The organism is Sedimenticola thiotaurini (assembly GCF_001007875.1).
In the GTDB taxonomy this organism is placed as follows: domain Bacteria; phylum Pseudomonadota; class Gammaproteobacteria; order Chromatiales; family Chromatiaceae; genus Sedimenticola; species Sedimenticola thiotaurini.
Genome location: NZ_CP011412.1, coordinates 2,478,247 through 2,495,443, shown reverse-complemented (window position 1 = coordinate 2,495,443; position 17,197 = coordinate 2,478,247). Strand labels below are relative to the sequence as shown.

Here is a 17,197-nt window from a genome sequence, read left to right as displayed (position 1 = left end):
CCTGTGGAAAATCCGCTAGGGTGGGCAGATGGTTTGTGCCCACCCTGCCAAGCGGCAGGTCAGCAACGGCGCGGGGTCAGATTGGCCGGGTTACCCAAATCTGCTGACTCATGGATCGGGGGACGCGTTGACAGGAATCAGTAACCCCGGCTACCGAGAAACTGGTTAAACTTTGAAACCTACCCCGAATAATCAGAAAGGCCACGGTGATAAGCCGCTGGTCATCTGGCGCCTTACCGACGCTAAGCCCGGGCATGAGAACCAGTCCCTGGGTTTATGTAATGCACTGGCCCGGCTTGTGGACCTGGTCCGGTACGATATTCCGGTCGATACCGGTCTGCTCACCCGCTGGACGGGCTGGCTGACCGGGCGTTTTTCCGCCGGGCAGGGGCTGCCATCGCCTGACCTGGTCATCGGCGCGGGTCATCGGACCCACCTGGCCCTGTTGGCCGCCCGGCGCGCCTTTGGCGGACGGGCGGTGGTGATCATGAACCCCACCCTGCCCCGTGGTCTGTTCGATCTCTGCGTCATACCCGAACACGATAGCGTCAGCGGATCCAATGTGTTTCTTACCCGCGGTGTGTTGAACAGGGTGGTCGCCGGTGAGCGGGATAGGTTGTCCGGGACCCTGCTGCTGATAGGCGGTCGGTCAGCACACTTCAACTGGCAGAGCGGTGCTGTAATCAGCCAGATAGAGCGCATTGTCCGGCATCAGCCGGAGGAGTCTTTTGTTCTCAGTAACTCGCGCCGAACCCCGGATGATTTGATGGCCCAACTCGCCACCCTGCAACTGCCCAACCTCACCCTGGTGCCCTGGCAACAGACCGGACCGGACTGGGTCGCGCAACAGCTTGAAACAAGTCGTGCCGCCTGGGTCAGCGAAGACTCTGTCTCCATGGTCTATGAGGCCATCACCTCGGGTGCCATGGTCGGGTTGATTGAGCTGGAAAAAAGCCGTCCAGGCCGGGTAAGCCGCGGGGTTCAAGGGCTGGTGGACAACGGCTGGGTTACCCGGTTTGCGGATTGGCAGGAGCGGGGCGTGCTTCGGGAGCCACCGGGATGCTTTAACGAGGCGGCACGCTGCGCCGAATGGATGGTGGAACAATGGCTGACCGAGCACTGACAGTTCTGCAGATGGTCCCGGCGCTGGCGGGCGGTGGCGTCGAACGGGGCACACTGGAAGTGGCGCAGGCCCTGGCGGAGCGCGGTCACCGGTCGTTGGTGATCTCGGCCGGCGGGCGTTTGGTGTCGCAACTGGAAGCGGAGGGGAGTGAGCACTTCACCTGGCCGGTGGATCGCAAGCGACCCTGGACTTTGCGGTTGATCTGGCCGCTGCGCCGTTTCCTTAAGGAGCAGGGTGTGGATATCCTGCACTATCGCTCCCGGGTGCCGGGCTGGATCGCCTATCTGGCGTGGCGGGGAATGGCGCCGGCTAACCGACCACGGTTGATCTCCACGGTACATGGTCTGCATTCGGTGTCTGCCTACAGCGCCGTCATGACCAAGGGGGAGCGGGTGATCGCCGTATCCGAAACCATCCGGCGCTACATTCAGGAGAACTACCCGGCCACCCCGGCGGAACGCATCCAGCTGATCTACCGGGGTGTGGAGCCGGCCGATTTTCCATACGGTTATCGACCAGGAGATGGGTGGCTGCAAGCGTGGTATCAGCACTTTCCCCAGCTACGGGATAAGCAAGTGCTCACCCTGGCTGGTCGTATCACCCGATTGAAGGGACACCACGACTTCATTACCCTGATTCAGCGGCTTGTTCAGCAGGGCCGGCCCGTTCATGGTTTGATCGTTGGGGGCAAGGACCCGAGAAGATTGGCCTACGCCAATGAGCTGGAGCAGAAAATCGCCAGTCTGGGCCTGCAGGGTGACATCACCTTCGCCGGCAATCGCACCGATATCCGGGATGTCTACGGGGTCTCCGATCTGGTGCTGTCTCTCTCCTCTAAGCCGGAGTCGTTCGGGCGTTCTGCACTGGAGGCCCTGAGTATGGGGGTGCCGGTGGTGGGTTATGATCACGGCGGGATTGGCGAGATACTGCAGGCCCTGTTCAGGGAGGGGCTGACGCCGTTATCCGATCTGGATCAGCTGGAGGCGAGGGTGAAGAAAGTGTTGGATAATGGCTGCCAGGTGGAACGGAACCAACGGTTTTTACGGACTGAGATGATTGACAAAACCCTGGCCCTGTACGAGGAGTGCCTGTAATGATCGCCGTGATTCTGATCCTGGCCGCGCTTGCCTTGCTGATTTTTTCACAGCGCTACGCCTGGTGGCGCCCGGCGGTGGACTATCGCTACCCCCGGATCCTCATGTACCACATGGTGGCCGAGCACCGGAAAGGCGCGCGCTTCAACAAGTTGCGGGTGAGGCCCGGCATGTTTGAACGGCAGGTGCGCTGGCTGAAAGAGCAGGGTTGGCATTTTGCCAGCATGACTGACCTGATGCAGAACCGGAAACTGCCGGAAAAAACCGTGGTGATTACCTTTGATGATGGCTACGCGGACAACTATCTGCAGGCCTACCCGGTGTTGAAAAAGTATGGTGCCAAGGCGACGCTGTATCTGGTGGTGGACCGTTTTGACCGGGACTGGTCGACCAGCAAAAAGGCCCACCATGACAGCGGCGAGTTGATGCATGAGCCGAAGTTGAGCGACGACCAGGTGCGGGAGATGCTCGCATCGGGGCTGGTGGAGCTGGGTGGGCATACCCTCACCCATGCCAATCTGGCCAAGCTGGACCGGGAGGCCAGAACCCGGGAGGTCGTGTCGGGCAGGGAGCAGTTGCAACAGACTTTTGGGCAGCCGGTCAGCAGCTTCGCTTATCCGTTCGGAATCTATGATGAGCAGGATGTGTCGATCTGCGCCGAGGCCGGTTTTCTATCCGCCGTGACTACGGAAGAGGGGATCAATCGGGACCGGTTCTCCGATCCCTACCGGCTAAAGCGGGTCAAGATCAGCGGCAAGGACTCCATGCTGGCGTTCCGCTTGCGGATGAAAACCGGTCAGCGGGGCTGGAAACGGTGAAGATCTGTGAAGTCATGGCCGGTGACGAAGAGGGTGGGCTGGAGAACCATTTCATCGACCTGGCCAATGCACTGGCAGGCAAGCACCAGGTACACGTTATTGCCCATCGCCGGTATGGGGACAGGTTCGCCAGCGGCGTCAGGTTCCATCCGCTGGATCTGAGTCGCAGCAGAAAAAATCCCCTGACTCTTTATCGCTTGTTGCAACTCATCCGGGCCATCGGGCCGGACGTTGTTCATGCGCACGCCAACAAGGCAGCGGCCATGATTGCACTGTTGCGCTGCTGGATCGCTGCCCCCTGTGTCGCCACCATCCATAGCCTGAAGCGTAAAACCGCTATGTTTGAACGGTTTGATCATCTGATTGCGGTCAGTAAAGGTGTCGCGGGTGGGATCAGGAATCCGGCGCTGACCGTTATTTATAATGGTCGTAACCAATCCCCAGGGGGCAGTCGGTCGCCATCCGATACGACAAAAGGGCGGAAGTGCATTACCTTTATCGGTCGCCTGGTGCATGTCAAGGGCGTAGATCTTTTGCTGACGGCATTCAGCAAACTGGCCAGTCAATCGGTTGAACTGCGCATTGTGGGTGACGGACCGGAGAGATCAAGTCTGGAGTCTCAGGCCGAACAGCTGGAGCTGGACAAGCGGGTCACCTTTATGGGGAACCGGGATGACATCCAGTCGCTGTTACAAGAGGCTGACCTGGTAGTGATCTCATCACGCCGGGAAGGCTTTCCCCTGGTTTTGGTTGAAGCGCTGCTTGGTCACCGCCCCGTGGTCTCTACAAGGGTCCCAGGTGCCGCCGAGATACTGCCCGAACAGGTATTGGCTGATATCGAAAGCCCGGATAATCTGGCTGAACGACTGGAGTGGGCGCTGGCCGATGCAGATCGACTGAAGCGGCTGTTTGCCCCGGTCTTCAATTTTGCCGAAAACAAGTTGACCCACGATCACCAGGTAACCGCCACTGAAGCCGTATTGATCGATGTGGTACAGAGAGGAAAGCGATGCGCAAGCTGAGGCTGTGGTGCCTGAGTGATGGGGTGCCGGGACATTTTAATCAGAGCAAAGGGCTAATCAAGTCGCTGGAGCATGGTTATGACGTTGAGATCCAGTGGATCGACAGCCGGCTTAAATTACCTCCGCTGAGAAGGTTGATGCGCAAGCTGTTGAATAAGAATGTACAGCGTTATGCGGGCTGGATCGAGAAGTTGCATACCATCGAACTGCCTGCTGAAAATCAGCTGCCGGATCTGCTTATCTCCACCGGTGGCAATACCGCCTACATCAACATCGCGCTGGCTCAGCGGTACGGGTGCAAGAACTTTTTTATCGGGTCTCTGCGTGGACTCGACCCGGCCCTGTTTACCCGGGTGTTTACCATCGAGCCGGTGGGTGCGGCTAATAATATTGTCATGTCCCTGGCGCCTACGCCCATGAGTTGGGATCAACTCGAGGCTGCCGGAAAGCCGCTCAAAGCCAGCCATGATAAACCACTGTGGACCATGCTGATCGGTGGCAGCACCCGGGAATATCGCTACAGCGCGGATAACTGGGCGGCCATAGCGGACGGGATGAATCAGCTGGCGGCCAAGCATGGCATCAAATGGCTGGTGACCACCTCGCGCCGGACGGAAGAGCAGGCCGAACAGATTCTTTGTGAGCGGCTGGAGCCGGCTGTGATCGCTGATGCGGTCTGGTATAAGCAGGAGCCACGCAAAATTATGGCTGCCTATCTGGGGGCGGCCGAGCAGATATTTTGTACCGAAGACAGTCTCTCCATGTTGACGGAGGCGGTGAGTGCAGGAAAACCGGTGACTGCCATTCAGCCGGATGATTTTGAGCCGGAAGTCCGGTATGAAAACGCCTTGTGCAGACTGGTCGGCCGGGGATGGATTACCAGGATACCGGCCGACCAACTGGCAACGATCCAACTCGGCACAGCCACAAGCCAGAGCGAAGAGCCAAGCATCCAGCTCTGGAAGCAGATCAGCGAGTCGCTGGATCTGGTATCCCGGGAATCGTGAGACAGTTTTAACATCTGACCAAGTAGCCAGGTGAAGGCTGTAAGGCAATTAAATAGTAGATAGTGGGACATATGAATATCAGTATCCTGAACGATACCAGCAAGACCTCAAACTGGGGATGTGCCGCAACAGTCGCCGGATTAAAGACTGCGTTGACCTCTGCATGCCCAGGGAGTTCTCTCGCCAGTATGGAGTTACAGCCACTGCCCTACAGAAAGATAAAACTGCTGCGCGCCCGCGCCATTAATCGGCTGGCTGATTGTCTGGAAGATTCCAGTCATACCACATCAACATTGGTCGAGAGGTTACAAAAGCTCAATTTTAATCTGGCGGACTATTCTTTGCCGGATCGGCTGATCCTGAATGGAGAAGGTGATATCCATTCTAGATCGGGACATCTGCTGCGCCTCTTGGGTATTGCCAGACTATTTAAGGAGTCTGGTGTCAGGGTGTCGGCGGTCAATCAATCGGTGGATCTGGTTGTTGGTAGTCGACAGGCAAATATATTGAACCTGGTTTATAGCGCGCTTGATTTTGTATCTGTGCGGGAACCGGTATCACTCCGATTGTTGGAGCAGATAGGCGTTACGAATGCACGGGTGGTTCCCGATGCGGCGTTCTCAATAGCCCCGGCGACTCAAGCGGAAAAAGATGCTGTCAGGGATAAGTTAAAACTGCCAGAGCGTTATGTTTGCCTGACCGGTTCGTCTGATATTTCAAAAAGGTCAGGTGACCTGTTCATAAAGGTCTACGAAGGACTGAAACGGGTCGCCGGATTGCCCGTCATCATGATGGCCAGTACCAAAACGGACAAGGCACTTGCCAGACAGTTACAGGCCCATGATCCATCCATAATTGTCATGACCGATACCTATGATTACCGCAGTGCTCTGGCGGTAATCGCAGAGTCAGATGTGCTGGTTGGAGGGCGTTTTCATCCGGTCATTTTTGCCGCCAGAGAAGGGACCCCGGTTGTACCGTTCAAGGGCAACACGCACAAGATGGAGGGGTTGATGGAGTTGCTCTCCTATCCGGTCGAGCCCATTGACTGGAGAGTATTGGCAGATTGCGAGGCCAGGATACAGTATGTACTTAATAACCATCAGGCCCTAACGCAGTTGTTATCAGCAAATAGTGAACGCCTGAGTGTAGAGGTGGCCCGGTTAGCGGGATAGCTGAACAAGTTATAAGTGCAGGCTCAAATATAAGCCTGATTTGGCCCTGCGATTCTGTATGATTATCGCCTGCATGAGTAAGCCCAATCAGGTTCCCCGGCTCTCCCTGGTCGGCGTGGTGGCGTACAATACACTGGTCAAGAACAAGAAAACATAAAAAGTATGGTGGCTGTACAGATACCAATTCACCCACATTATCGTCAACCAAAATAGCGGGAAAGCCACGCGAAAGGCACGCAATGTGTCGGCAGAGTACCAGCCTTGCCATAGCATACTGCCAAACATGGCTAAAAATATTATGCCGCCCAATAACCCGAACTGAACCAGAATTACCAGGTACATGTTGTGTGGCTGTGTAATATGCGTCTGGTAGGCGCTCTGTTCATTGACTTCTGAATAGACATCCAGATAACTCCCTGTGCCGTGTCCTAACCATGGCGCTTGGAGGAAGGCGTTAAAATAATTTATATTCAACGCAATCCGGATACCAACCGAGCTTTTTTGTATTCCCGTTTCAAAATGCGTAACTTCTTCAATTGCAGCGTCTGCTCTTGTTTGAAACACAGGGATAAATTGATAGGCTGAATAGAATAAAATCGTGCTGGCCAAAACAAAGGTAATCACGCCGTTTATCCAGCGTCGGCCGAAATACATCATTAGTAGTACAAACAGCAGAACAAAAAATCCGACCTGTCCACCACGTCCGCCCGTAATTGAAAGATTGATCAAAATAGTAATAAGAAATCCACCGGCGGCGAATATGCGCCAGCGGCTTTCAGCTCTATCGAACAATAAAAAGCTAACAAGCAATCCTGCTGCAAGTGCGGCATAAATTGTGTAGTAGGGGTAGGACATAAAGGGTGACGGAATAATATCGGTCGCTTTACCAAATGGAGCGATGATGCCCAGCCAGATCAGGTACGACGTCAGTTCACTCAATACCATCCCAGATAGAAATACGGTGAGTAAAAACGGTACATTTTCCCGCCGTATATACATCATGAAAAATGGTATCAGCATATACTTCCAGCCACGGGAAAGAGTTTGTTCCGCCATACCGGTGTCACTGGTCCACAAAAAACCGACTATGTGCAGAACCACCAGTGCCAGGGTCAGATAGGTAAGAGGTTGTGTTGCGACCCGAGCCAGTCTGGCTCTATAGCGTCGCTCCAGTAAAAACAGTAACAACATCAGTCCCAGCGAGATGCTCACTAGAGCTGGTGAAAATGAAAGGCTAAAACCCAGAATACCCAACAGTCGGAGTGCAGTCTTATCAACATCCAGTGTTGTTAGAAATTCGGGAAGTTTGAACATCATTTCTGCAGCCCTTTAGCGATATTTTTATGCAAGTGTTCAGGGAAATGTCGAACCATATATGAATTAAGGGGCAACTCTTAGGTGCTTATCCATCTCTTTTGATCGACGCGGAATTAGGTGTAAGTAGTATTAGGCAATGAGTGAATATATGAATGGTACAGGCTTGGTTTTAATAAACCGGTGATTCCCCTGTCGGTCGGGTCTTAAATCGTCGGTGAATCCAGAAGTACTGTTCTGGCGCCTCCAGGATCGCCTGTTCCAGCAGGCTGTTTAGGCGCTGGGTATCCTGTTCATCATTACCCGCCCCAAAACCATCCAGAGGTGGGTGTATGTTAATCACATAACTGCCATCCGCTTCACGCTTGGGAAAGAAGGCGATAACGATCGCCTTACCCAGCGCAGCAAAGCGTGAAGTGGCAGTAATGGTGGCAGCCGGAATGCCAAAAAAAGGGATGAACAGGGCATGATCCAGTCCATAGTTCTGGTCGTATGCATAGAAAATTGATTCCCCACGGCGCAAGCGACGGGTCATGGCACGGGTCTCATCCCGCTTCAGTAGCGGGGAGAGGCGGCGTTGGCGGGCGCGCAGCAGCAGCAGATCCATCAGTGGGTTTTTCATTGGTCGGTAGAGCGCACCGGTTGGCTTGTTATGCAGACCCAGCATATGGCCGGTCAGCTCCATCATGCTGAAGTGGCCCGTGACCAGCAGTATGCCTGCGCCAGTCTCGCGGGCCCGCTCAATGTGCTCCAGGCCCTCGATCCTGACCCGCCCGTTTAGCTCGTTATCACTCCCCCACCAGGAGAGGGCGGTTTCGAATACTCCCATACCGATGGCTTCGAAATGCTTCTGGAGTAACTGCTTCTGCTGTTCCGGGGAGAGTTCCGGAAAGCAGAGCCGGATATTGGTGCGGGCGATATGGACGCGGCTTGACAGCAGGTGCCGGGCCAGCCGACCCAGTTGTCGCCCGATGCTGAGCTGGGTATTGAACGGCAACAGGCAGAGCAGTCTGAGTATTCCAAGCCCGAGCCAGGTAGGCCAGAAGCGGGGGTGGACAAAATGCTGCCAGGGGAATCGGGCTTGCTGTGGGGTATCGGTGGTCATGGGTTACTTAACCAGCAGAAAACTGCAGCTGATGGAGTTTTTTGTACAGGCCGTTTTTGGCCAGAAGTTCGCGGTGGGAGCCTGATTCCACAATGCGCCCATCCTTCAACACCACAATGCGATCGGCGTTTTCAATAGTAGATAGCCTGTGGGCGATGGTGATGGTTGTGCGGCCGGTGCGCAGCCGTTCCATCGCCTCCTGGATCAACTGTTCCGATTCGGTATCCAGGGCTGAGGTGGCCTCGTCCAGGATCAGGATGGGTGCATCCTTCAGCAGGGCCCGGGCAATAGCCAGCCGTTGGCGCTGGCCACCGGAGAGCCTGACCCCGTTGTCTCCAATAGTGGTATCGAACGCTTCCGGCATCTGCTCAATGAATTCCAGCGCATTGGCCGCCCGGGCGGCTTCCCGGATCTGTTCATCCGTGGCCTGGCTGTTGATCCCGTAGGCGATATTGGCCCGAATGGTATCGTTAAACAGGAAGACATCCTGGGAGACCAGCGAGACATTGGCCCGTAGCACCGACAGTGGCAGGTCGCAGATATCGGTCTGGTCGATCAGTATCTGACCCCGGCTGGGGCGGTAAAACAGCGGAATCAGGCTGGCCAGGGTGGTCTTGCCGCTCCCGGAAGGGCCGACCAGGGCTATGTTTTCGCCCGGTGCCACTGTGAGTCTTATATTCTCCAGTGTGGCCGCCGTATCCTTGTCGGGTTCACTGTAGTGGAACTCCATATCACGCCACTCCAGGCGCCCTTGCGGGGATGGCAGATCGACTTGACCAAGATCTGGTTCAGGCTGTTCATCCAGCAGGGCGAAGACACTCTCCGCTGCGGCAAGTCCCCGTTGCAACTCGTTGTTGATACTGGTCAGTTTCTTCAATGGAGACAGGATCATGGCCATGGCGCCAAAGAAGGCCACGAACTCGCCGACAGTAAAGCCCCCGGTTGCCGACTGCTGAGCAGACAGGTAGGCCAGTAGCGCCAGTCCGCTCACAGCCACCAACTGGTTCACTTGAACGCTGCTGTTGTGGGCCAGTGCTGCCTTCATTTTGAACTGGCGTACCTTGTTGGCCGATTCGAAGAAGCGGCGTGCTTCATGCTCCTGGCCGCCAAACAGCTTAATGACCTTGCTGCCGGTGATCACCTCTTCCAGAACGTGGGTCATCTCTCCCATGCGTTTTTGCAGTGAGCGATTGATCATGCGTAAGCGCTTACTTACCGTCTGGACAAAGAAAGCAACCGCCGGAATCAGTGCGAACGCAATCAGGGTCAGTTTCCAGTTGAGATAGAGCATCAGGGCCAGCAGGCCGATGATGGAGACCGAGTCCCGGATCAGGGTGACGATCACTGTGGAGGCGGAGCTGGTCAGCTGCTCCACGTCATAGGTCACTTTGGACAGTACGACCCCGGCGGAATTATTGTCATAAAAGCGCGTGGGGAGCACCAGCAACTTCTGCAGCATCAGCTCCCGCAGATTGAGCACCACCCGGGTGGCAACCGCCTCCATGGCCACTGAACTGACAATAGTGGCAAGGCCCTGGATCAGGGCCAGGGCGATGAGCAGCAGTGGCACCAGAACGATCATTTGTGGATCTTTAGCCACGAAGCTGCCGTCCAGTAACGGCTTCATCAGGTAAGGCATGGCGGGCTGGGTGGCGGCCAATACGATGGTGCCGAGGATAGAAACCAGGAAAATTCGCCAGTGCGGGCGCACATGTCGCAGGAGCCGTTTGTATTGGGCGAGGGATGTCATCTGATCGGTTGCCGCACCAGGGTATTTTTAAGTGACTGTTTAAAAAGGGAGTATTGGAAGTAACGCAGGGCGCATGATAACCGAAAACAAGTGCTGGGTGCACTGGTTTTTCCGGGCCTGTCGGTTGGGTGGCATCGGGGGGTGACCCTGATTGGACATCGTCGAGCAGACGCAACCATACCCCGGTTTATCTGGAGGGCTGAGTATCTGGTTCTGAGGGCTTTTAAAACAGTGCGATGTTGTGGGCCGATACCTCGATACGGTTCTGCTTGCCGATTAAATTCAGCAGGATAATCGCTCGGTTCTCAGCCCGCTTCTCGCTGAATATGGCCTCATAATCAGCAAATGGACCACTCACCAGCCTTACCCGATCGCCCATCTTGAGCGTATCGTTCCCTAATCGGTGGAATCCGTCCGCATCGGCTCTCTTCCGGATGGCGCTGATCAACTGGTCGGGGATTGTGGCCGGTTTCATACCCACACGAACCAGGGAGCTTACGCCCCGGGTGGATCGAATCGGTGTCCAGTCGTCCCGACCGGCGGTCAGGCGAATGAACAGGTAGCGAGGAAAGAGTGGGGCAATCGGCTTGTGGCTCTGGCTCGATTGCCTGATTTCCGGCAAGTAGGTTGTGTAACCCTGCCTTTCCAGCTGTTCACGAGCAGTCCTTTCCTGACGGGGTTTTGTGTATATCAGGTGCCAGGCTGTCTGGTTACTCATCTGGGTTACCTTGTGTGAGATAACGGGGTCTATGTAAGCGTATTTTGACTACAAATTAACGCTTGTTCAATAAGTTAAAGCTAAAACTAGCACTGAATACCCTTATTTGTGGAGGGTTTGATATCGGAATAACTTATAATTAGGGGTGGATGGGTATGAAATATCACCTTCCAGGGGTGCCGCTAGGCTGTGGAATCGGCTATTATGTTCATGGTTGAACAGATCTTGAATCCTGCTGGCCATCCAATCTGTTTCGGTATTCCGGATTTGCAGAATGTGCAAATCCGTGCGGTAGCCTGCCAGAAACAAACTTTAAACTGTCCTGTATAAATCAATGGCAAGTCGTACTTCCTCCATGCAAGAAGATACTCGGTTCCGGGTATTGAGGCTTCTCGAAGAGCGTCCAGATATGACACAGCGTGAGATTGCAGAAGCGTTAGGAATTAGTCTGGGCGGAGTCAACTACTGCATGCGTGCATTGATAGAGAAGGGGCTCGTTAAAATTCATAATTTCCAGAATAGTAACAACAAAATGGGATATGTTTATCTGCTCACGCCAAGTGGTATCGCGGAAAAAACCGCCCTGACCACTCTTTTTTTAAAGCGCAAGTTACAGGAGTACGAGTTGTTGAAGCGTGAAATTGAAGCACTCAAAAAAGATGTTGAGCAGATGGGGTTAAACAAGAGGGGGGGGCAAAGATGAGTGAGAGTCGATCAGATTTCAGATCTCAATAGATTATCCCTTTTCGAGGCTGTCCGCTCCCCCTTCCCTTTAACCAGTGCAGATTAGGATGAATCTGGATTTCGTAAAGAGCGATAAAAATGTTCCCGATTATTCAAAACCGAAAAATTCGAATGGCCATTGTTGGCTGTGGTCGCATTTCAAAAAATCATTTTGGGTCGATAGAGAAACATGCCGAAAATGTCGAATTGGCAGCGGTGTGTGACAACGATGCTGATGTTCTGGCTCAACACATAGAACAATATGAAGTTCCTGGATACCAGAACTTTGAAGAGTTACTCAAATCCGAGCAGATCGACTTGGCGGTGCTCTGCACGCCGAGCGGTATACATCCCGACCAGGCGGTGCTGGCAGCTAAATACAATGTACATGTAATGACGGAAAAGCCGATGGCAACCCGGTGGCAAGATGGTGTTCGTATGGTCCGGGCTTGTGATGAAGCAAAAGTTCGTCTGTTTGTTGTCAAGCAGAATCGCCGCAACACAACGTTGCAACTGCTCAAGCGGGCAATCAATGAAAAAAGATTCGGGAAAATTTATATGGTTCATTTGAATGTATTCTGGACCCGCCCCCAGGCTTATTACGACCAGGCAAAGTGGCGTGGCACGTGGGAGTTTGATGGTGGCGCATTCATGAACCAGGCCAGTCATTATGTGGATCTATTAGATTGGTTGATTGGTCCGGTTGATAAGGTGCAGGCCATGATGAGTACTACGCGAGATATTGAAGTAGAGGATACGGGCGTTCTAAATCTGCGTTGGCGAAGCGGTGCACTGGGATCAATGAGCGTCACCATGCTTACCTATCCAAAAAATTTGGAAGGAAGTATCACCATCCTTGGAGAAAAAGGTACAGTGAGAGTCGGTGGAGTAGCAGTCAACGATATTCAGCATTGGGAATTTGATGAGCCAAAAGACTACGATGCGCAGATCTACGAGGCAAATTACGACACTACGTCTGTGTATGGCTTTGGTCACCCACTCTATTATAAAAACGTTATAGAAACTATGCGTGGTGAAGCAGAGCCGGAAACAGATGGACGCGAAGGATTGAAATCGCTTGAACTGTTGATTGCAGCCTATCTCTCGGCGCGCGATGGCAATACTGTATCGCTCCCATTGGAGTATTAGTGATGGAATACTCTGTTCACGAAAGCGCCATTGTGGATGAAGGGGCTACAATCGGAGAAGGATCCCGTATCTGGCACTTTTCTCATGTCTGTGCGGGCGCGCAGATCGGAAGCAACTGCTCACTAGGCCAGAATGTCTTTGTTGGTAACAAAGTCATTATTGGCAATAACTGCAAAATTCAAAATAACGTATCAGTATACGATAACGTAACGCTGGAAGATGGGGTGTTCTGTGGTCCTAGTATGGTATTCACCAATGTGTACAACCCTCGTTCGTTCATCGAAAGGAAGAACGAATACCGTGACACGCTGATCAAGAAAGGCGCGACGCTGGGCGCAAATTGCACAATAGTATGTGGTGTTACGGTCGGATCCTATGCCTTTGTTGGTGCAGGTGCTGTTGTGAATAAGGATGTCCCGGCGTTTGCTTTGATGGTCGGCGTTCCCGCGCAGCAAATCGGCTGGATGAGTGCGTTTGGCGAGCAGATAAATCTGCCCTTGGAAGGTGTCGGCGAATATGCCTGCCCGCACAGTGGACAGCACTACATCCTTAATGGCAACAGACTGGAGCTAGTGAGCTAATGAGTATTCCATTTATTGACTTAAAAACCCAATACCAGGCTTTGAAACCACAAATTCAAGAACGTATCAATCGGGTATTGGAGCATGGTCAGTATATTATGGGGCCGGAAGTTAGAGAGCTTGAGGAAAGGCTTGCCGACTATGTTGGTGTTAAACATTGTATTGCGGTTAGCAGTGGTACGGATTCCCTGTTAATTGCGTTGATGGCTCTCGGGATAGGTCGGGGTGATGAGGTAATCACAACCCCGTTTACCTTCATTGCGACGGGAGAAATGATCGCTTTATTGGGCGCTATTCCTGTATTTGTGGATATTGATCCCAGAACATACAACATTGATCCAGAAAAAATTGCAGCGGCTATTACGTCAAAAACCCGGGCAATCATGCCTGTGAGTCTTTATGGACAATGTGCGGACATGGATGCGATCAATGCAGTTGCGGATAAACATGGCTTGCCGGTGATTGAGGATGGGGCTCAATCTTTTGGCGCCACTTATAAGGGGCGTAAATCTTGCGGATTAAGCACAATCGGTTCGACAAGCTTTTTCCCAAGCAAGCCACTAGGTGGTTATGGTGATGGAGGGGCGCTTTTTACCGATGAGGATGAACTGGCAAAGCTTATGCGAGAGATTCGAGTGCATGGCCAGGATCGACGATATCATCATCCCAGGATTGGTGTGAATGGGCGCCTGGATACGCTACAGGCTGCGATTATCTTGGTTAAACTGGATAGATTTGATTGGGAAGTTGAGCAACGAAAAATTATTGGTCAGCGATATACGCAGCTATTGTCCGAAAAAAAAGGGATCATAACGCCATATATTGCACCGGAAAATACCAGTGTCTACGCCCAGTACACAATTCAGATAAACAATCGTGATCAGGTTATCCAGCGACTCAAGGGCGCCAGTATACCTACTGCAGTACATTATCCAGTGCCGTTACATCAACAACCAGTATTTGAGTCATTCGATCAGAAGAATACTTCATTTTCAGTTGTTGAAAAGATTGCGCAGAGGGTTGTAAGTTTACCTATGCATCCTAATTTGCCTGAAACTTCACAGCGTATGTTGGCTGAATTACTTTAATCTGTATGGCAAGGTCCAGGGGCTAGATGAAGAAGTCAGGAAAGATATTGCCTGCCTCGCCGGAGGTGCGCGACACGAGTTTTAGAGGGGATGTGATACGGCTGGTTCTTGGCTCTGGATTCACTCAGATATTTACTCTTGTTTCAATTCCTGTATTGACGCGCCTGTATTCGCCAGATGCATTTGGTGTTGCGGCGGTCTTTACTTCAATAGTAACGATATTTGGCGTATTAGCCTGTATGCGTTATGAGCAATCTATCGTAATACCTGAAAACGATAGTGAAGCCGCTAATATGCTAGTGGCAAGCATCAGTATCGCTTGTGTAATGGCAATTATGACAGCTGTTGCTGTATGGATTGGCGCAGACTATTTGACTTATTGGCTCGATGTTCCGCAACTTACTAATTATATATGGTTAGTGCCGGTTGCTGTATTTTTACAGGGTGTTTTTAATGCGCTAGGTTATTGGAATATTCGCATTAAGGATTTTGGAAGACTATCTGCCGCGCGGGCAGCAGTAGGTGTGACCTCGACTTCCAGTCAACTAGCATTAGGGGCTGCAGGATATACCACCAGTGGCGCAATGATCCATTCACAGGTATTCGGTCAATTTGCAGCGACTTGTCTGATTTGTTATCAGGTTCTGAAAAAAAATGGCGCGTATATTATTCACTGCCTCAGCTTCAAGGAAATATGTGAAGGCTTGAGGCGTTATCACAAGTTTCCCCTTTACGGTAGTTTTTCAATTTTTCTTGGCGTAGCTGCGTGGCAGTTGCCGGTTCTGATGATGGGGTACTATTTTTCAACTGCTGTTGTTGGGTTTTACGCGCTTGGATTTCGCGTTCTTCAAAGTCCTGTGAACTTGATTGGAAGTGCAATAGGTCAAGTGTTTTTCAAGAGCGCTGCGGAAGCTAAAATCCAGGGAAGACTGGACGCCATGGTTGTAACGATATTCGGTAATCTGGTGAGAATCAGTCTGTTTCCGATGTTGATGCTTGCAATCGTAAGTGTTGATCTTTACAGGGTGGTATTTGGTGATCGATGGATGGAAGCAGGAATGTATACCCAGATTTTAACTGGTTGGGCATGGTTATGGTTTTTGACTACCCCCTTCACGCCAATATTCTCCATCTATGAAAAACAGGAACTTCAGCTTAAGTGGAATGTACTAAATTTTTGTAGCCGACTCTTAGTAATCGTCATTGCGGGAATTTTACAAAGCCCGCTGGTAATGGTGATTTTACTGAGTTTAGCTGGTGTTCTAGTTTATGGCTACAAAGTGGTGTTGATGTTTCGATTGGCTGATGCGGAATTGGCGGCCGTATTGAAAATATTTGTTAATAGTTTTCTGTTATTTCTACCAGCAGGAGGATGTGTCGTTACGTTAATGTATGCAGATGTAGGGGATCTGATTGTATTAGGGTTTGCATTGGGTTTTTTGATGATGCATGCAGTATACATTGTGCGTAAAAAGATACATGTCATGAAGCTATCATGAATATAGCATCGTGTTGTCATGCAGAAAGTAACCGGACAATGTATCTGTGATATCGGAGTAATAGTATGAGAAGACAACTAGTGCAAATAATACCAGAATGGATCAAAAAACCCGTACGTGCATGGCGTGAGCGTAAGATTATAGATGAGATTAGGCAACTACCAGTTAAAGGTTCAGGCGTAGAGGGTGAACTGCCGTACGTTGAGTTGGATACGGGTATGGTCTTTTATGGAACGCCGCCAACAGATATGCAGCGTTACTATTTTCGTTACCTTAAGGATGATCTTCCAGAGCTGTCAGAAGACTGCATGAATGTTGTCTGGGAGATAGTTGACCGATATCTTGTCCCTAGATCTGTTCCGGGCGAGACTATTTATAACCCGGTTCTGACAAAACTACTGCGTGATCCTCTGAACGATTTTACCTATTCATTTGAACGGAGGAAAGAACTCGCCGCTATGTTTAGGCCGCAGAATGGGGAAGTCTGTATAGACATTGGAGCATACCATGGCTATGGAACAATGCGGTTAGCCCAGTTAGTAGGTGATGAAGGAAAGGTTATAGCATTTGAGGCAGACTCTGATTCGGCGGCGATCCTAAGTAAGAATATTGAAGCAAATAGATTTAGAAATATTAGGGTGATAAATCACGCCGTAAGTGATCATAAGGGGAAGGAAACTATTTACCGGTTGGGTACTACTGCTAATTCATTAAATCATGATGTGCTTTCCAATGTTTGTGACGCCATGCCGCATACCGAAGAAATCGATGTGAACACCGTCGATAACATATTAGGTGGCCAGGGAATACATCATTGTAACCATGTCTCAATCACCATAAATGGAGCAGAGCCGGAAGCGCTCGTAGGTATGCGAGATTTGTTGACTCGATCAACTAATGTACGCATATCAATTGCGGGTTGGTATCCTAGGGAGGATGCTAAAGTAGCGGATTTTGTTATTCCTCATTTAGAAGAGATGGGATTCAAGGTCATTCGGGGTGATCTTGGTCGTGTGCTTGCCTGGAAGTGA

16 protein-coding genes are annotated in these 17,197 nt (G+C 51.8%); 12 read left to right on the top strand and 4 right to left on the bottom strand.

Annotated elements, in window-relative coordinates; genetic code table 11:
* The first annotated feature begins 172 nt into the window (after positions 1–172).
* The 6 genes from AAY24_RS11435 to AAY24_RS11410 all read left to right on the top strand — a co-directional run bounded on the left by AAY24_RS11435 (position 173) and on the right by AAY24_RS11410 (position 6,239).
* Entirely contained in the window at positions 173–1,123 is a 951-nt protein-coding gene (locus tag AAY24_RS11435) for a mitochondrial fission ELM1 family protein (protein WP_046859792.1), read from the top strand.
* Positions 1,105–2,217, top strand: coding sequence for a glycosyltransferase family 4 protein (locus tag AAY24_RS11430; RefSeq protein ID WP_046859791.1), 1,113 nt, complete (start codon positions 1,105–1,107; stop codon positions 2,215–2,217). Before AAY24_RS11435 ends, AAY24_RS11430 begins: the two co-directional genes overlap by 19 nt.
* Positions 2,217–3,035 carry a polysaccharide deacetylase family protein gene (locus tag AAY24_RS11425; RefSeq protein ID WP_046859790.1) on the top strand — a complete coding sequence of 273 codons (819 nt, stop codon included), beginning with the start codon at positions 2,217–2,219 and terminating at the stop codon, positions 3,033–3,035. Before AAY24_RS11430 ends, AAY24_RS11425 begins: the two co-directional genes overlap by 1 nt.
* Positions 3,032–4,057, top strand: coding sequence for a glycosyltransferase (locus AAY24_RS11420; RefSeq protein WP_046859789.1), 1,026 nt, complete (start codon positions 3,032–3,034; stop codon positions 4,055–4,057). The genes AAY24_RS11425 and AAY24_RS11420 overlap by 4 nt, the downstream gene beginning before the upstream one ends.
* A complete protein-coding gene (locus AAY24_RS11415; protein WP_046859788.1) occupies positions 4,045–5,064 on the top strand; it encodes a mitochondrial fission ELM1 family protein in 1,020 nt (339 codons plus the stop codon). Before AAY24_RS11420 ends, AAY24_RS11415 begins: the two co-directional genes overlap by 13 nt.
* Positions 5,065–5,135: 71 nt before the next feature.
* Positions 5,136–6,239: a polysaccharide pyruvyl transferase family protein gene (locus AAY24_RS11410; protein WP_082117124.1), complete on the top strand. Its 1,104-nt coding sequence runs from the start codon at positions 5,136–5,138 to the stop codon at positions 6,237–6,239.
* Between the two features lie 87 nt (positions 6,240–6,326).
* Here AAY24_RS11410 and AAY24_RS11405 read toward each other — a convergent pair whose 3' ends face one another.
* The 4 genes from AAY24_RS11405 to rfaH form a co-directional block, all read right to left on the bottom strand.
* Positions 6,327–7,556 carry an O-antigen ligase family protein gene (locus AAY24_RS11405; RefSeq protein ID WP_046859786.1) on the bottom strand — a complete coding sequence of 410 codons (1,230 nt, stop codon included), beginning with the start codon at positions 7,554–7,556 and terminating at the stop codon, positions 6,327–6,329.
* A gap of 169 nt (positions 7,557–7,725) precedes the next feature.
* Positions 7,726–8,658, bottom strand: coding sequence for an LpxL/LpxP family Kdo(2)-lipid IV(A) lauroyl/palmitoleoyl acyltransferase (lpxL, locus tag AAY24_RS11400; RefSeq protein WP_046859785.1), 933 nt, complete (start codon positions 8,656–8,658; stop codon positions 7,726–7,728).
* A 7-nt stretch (positions 8,659–8,665) separates the two neighbouring features.
* A complete protein-coding gene (msbA, locus tag AAY24_RS11395) occupies positions 8,666–10,408 on the bottom strand; it encodes a lipid A export permease/ATP-binding protein MsbA (RefSeq protein ID WP_046859784.1) in 1,743 nt (580 codons plus the stop codon).
* A 223-nt stretch (positions 10,409–10,631) separates the two neighbouring features.
* On the bottom strand, positions 10,632–11,126 hold the full coding sequence (gene rfaH / locus AAY24_RS11390; RefSeq protein WP_046859783.1) for a transcription/translation regulatory transformer protein RfaH: 495 nt from the start codon (positions 11,124–11,126) through the stop codon (positions 10,632–10,634).
* Between the two features lie 334 nt (positions 11,127–11,460).
* Between rfaH and AAY24_RS11385 the strand changes: the two genes are divergently transcribed.
* From AAY24_RS11385 to AAY24_RS11360, 6 genes are all read left to right on the top strand, one after another.
* The gene (locus tag AAY24_RS11385) at positions 11,461–11,829 is read left to right on the top strand and encodes a MarR family EPS-associated transcriptional regulator (protein WP_046859782.1); all 369 of its coding nucleotides are present in this window, start codon (positions 11,461–11,463) and stop codon (positions 11,827–11,829) included.
* Positions 11,830–11,948: 119 nt separating this feature from the next.
* Positions 11,949–12,998, top strand: a complete 1,050-nt coding sequence (locus tag AAY24_RS11380; RefSeq protein WP_046859781.1) for a Gfo/Idh/MocA family protein — start codon at positions 11,949–11,951, stop codon at positions 12,996–12,998.
* Between the two features lie 2 nt (positions 12,999–13,000).
* Positions 13,001–13,579 (top strand): acyltransferase, encoded by a 579-nt coding sequence (locus AAY24_RS11375; RefSeq protein ID WP_046859780.1) that lies wholly within the window; start codon positions 13,001–13,003, stop codon positions 13,577–13,579.
* Positions 13,579–14,667 (top strand): DegT/DnrJ/EryC1/StrS family aminotransferase, encoded by a 1,089-nt coding sequence (locus tag AAY24_RS11370; protein WP_046859779.1) that lies wholly within the window; start codon positions 13,579–13,581, stop codon positions 14,665–14,667. Before AAY24_RS11375 ends, AAY24_RS11370 begins: the two co-directional genes overlap by 1 nt.
* Before the next feature lie 26 nt (positions 14,668–14,693).
* The gene (locus AAY24_RS11365; protein WP_046859778.1) at positions 14,694–16,166 is read left to right on the top strand and encodes an oligosaccharide flippase family protein; all 1,473 of its coding nucleotides are present in this window, start codon (positions 14,694–14,696) and stop codon (positions 16,164–16,166) included.
* Between the two features lie 65 nt (positions 16,167–16,231).
* Positions 16,232–17,197 carry an FkbM family methyltransferase gene (locus AAY24_RS11360; RefSeq protein ID WP_046859777.1) on the top strand — a complete coding sequence of 322 codons (966 nt, stop codon included), beginning with the start codon at positions 16,232–16,234 and terminating at the stop codon, positions 17,195–17,197.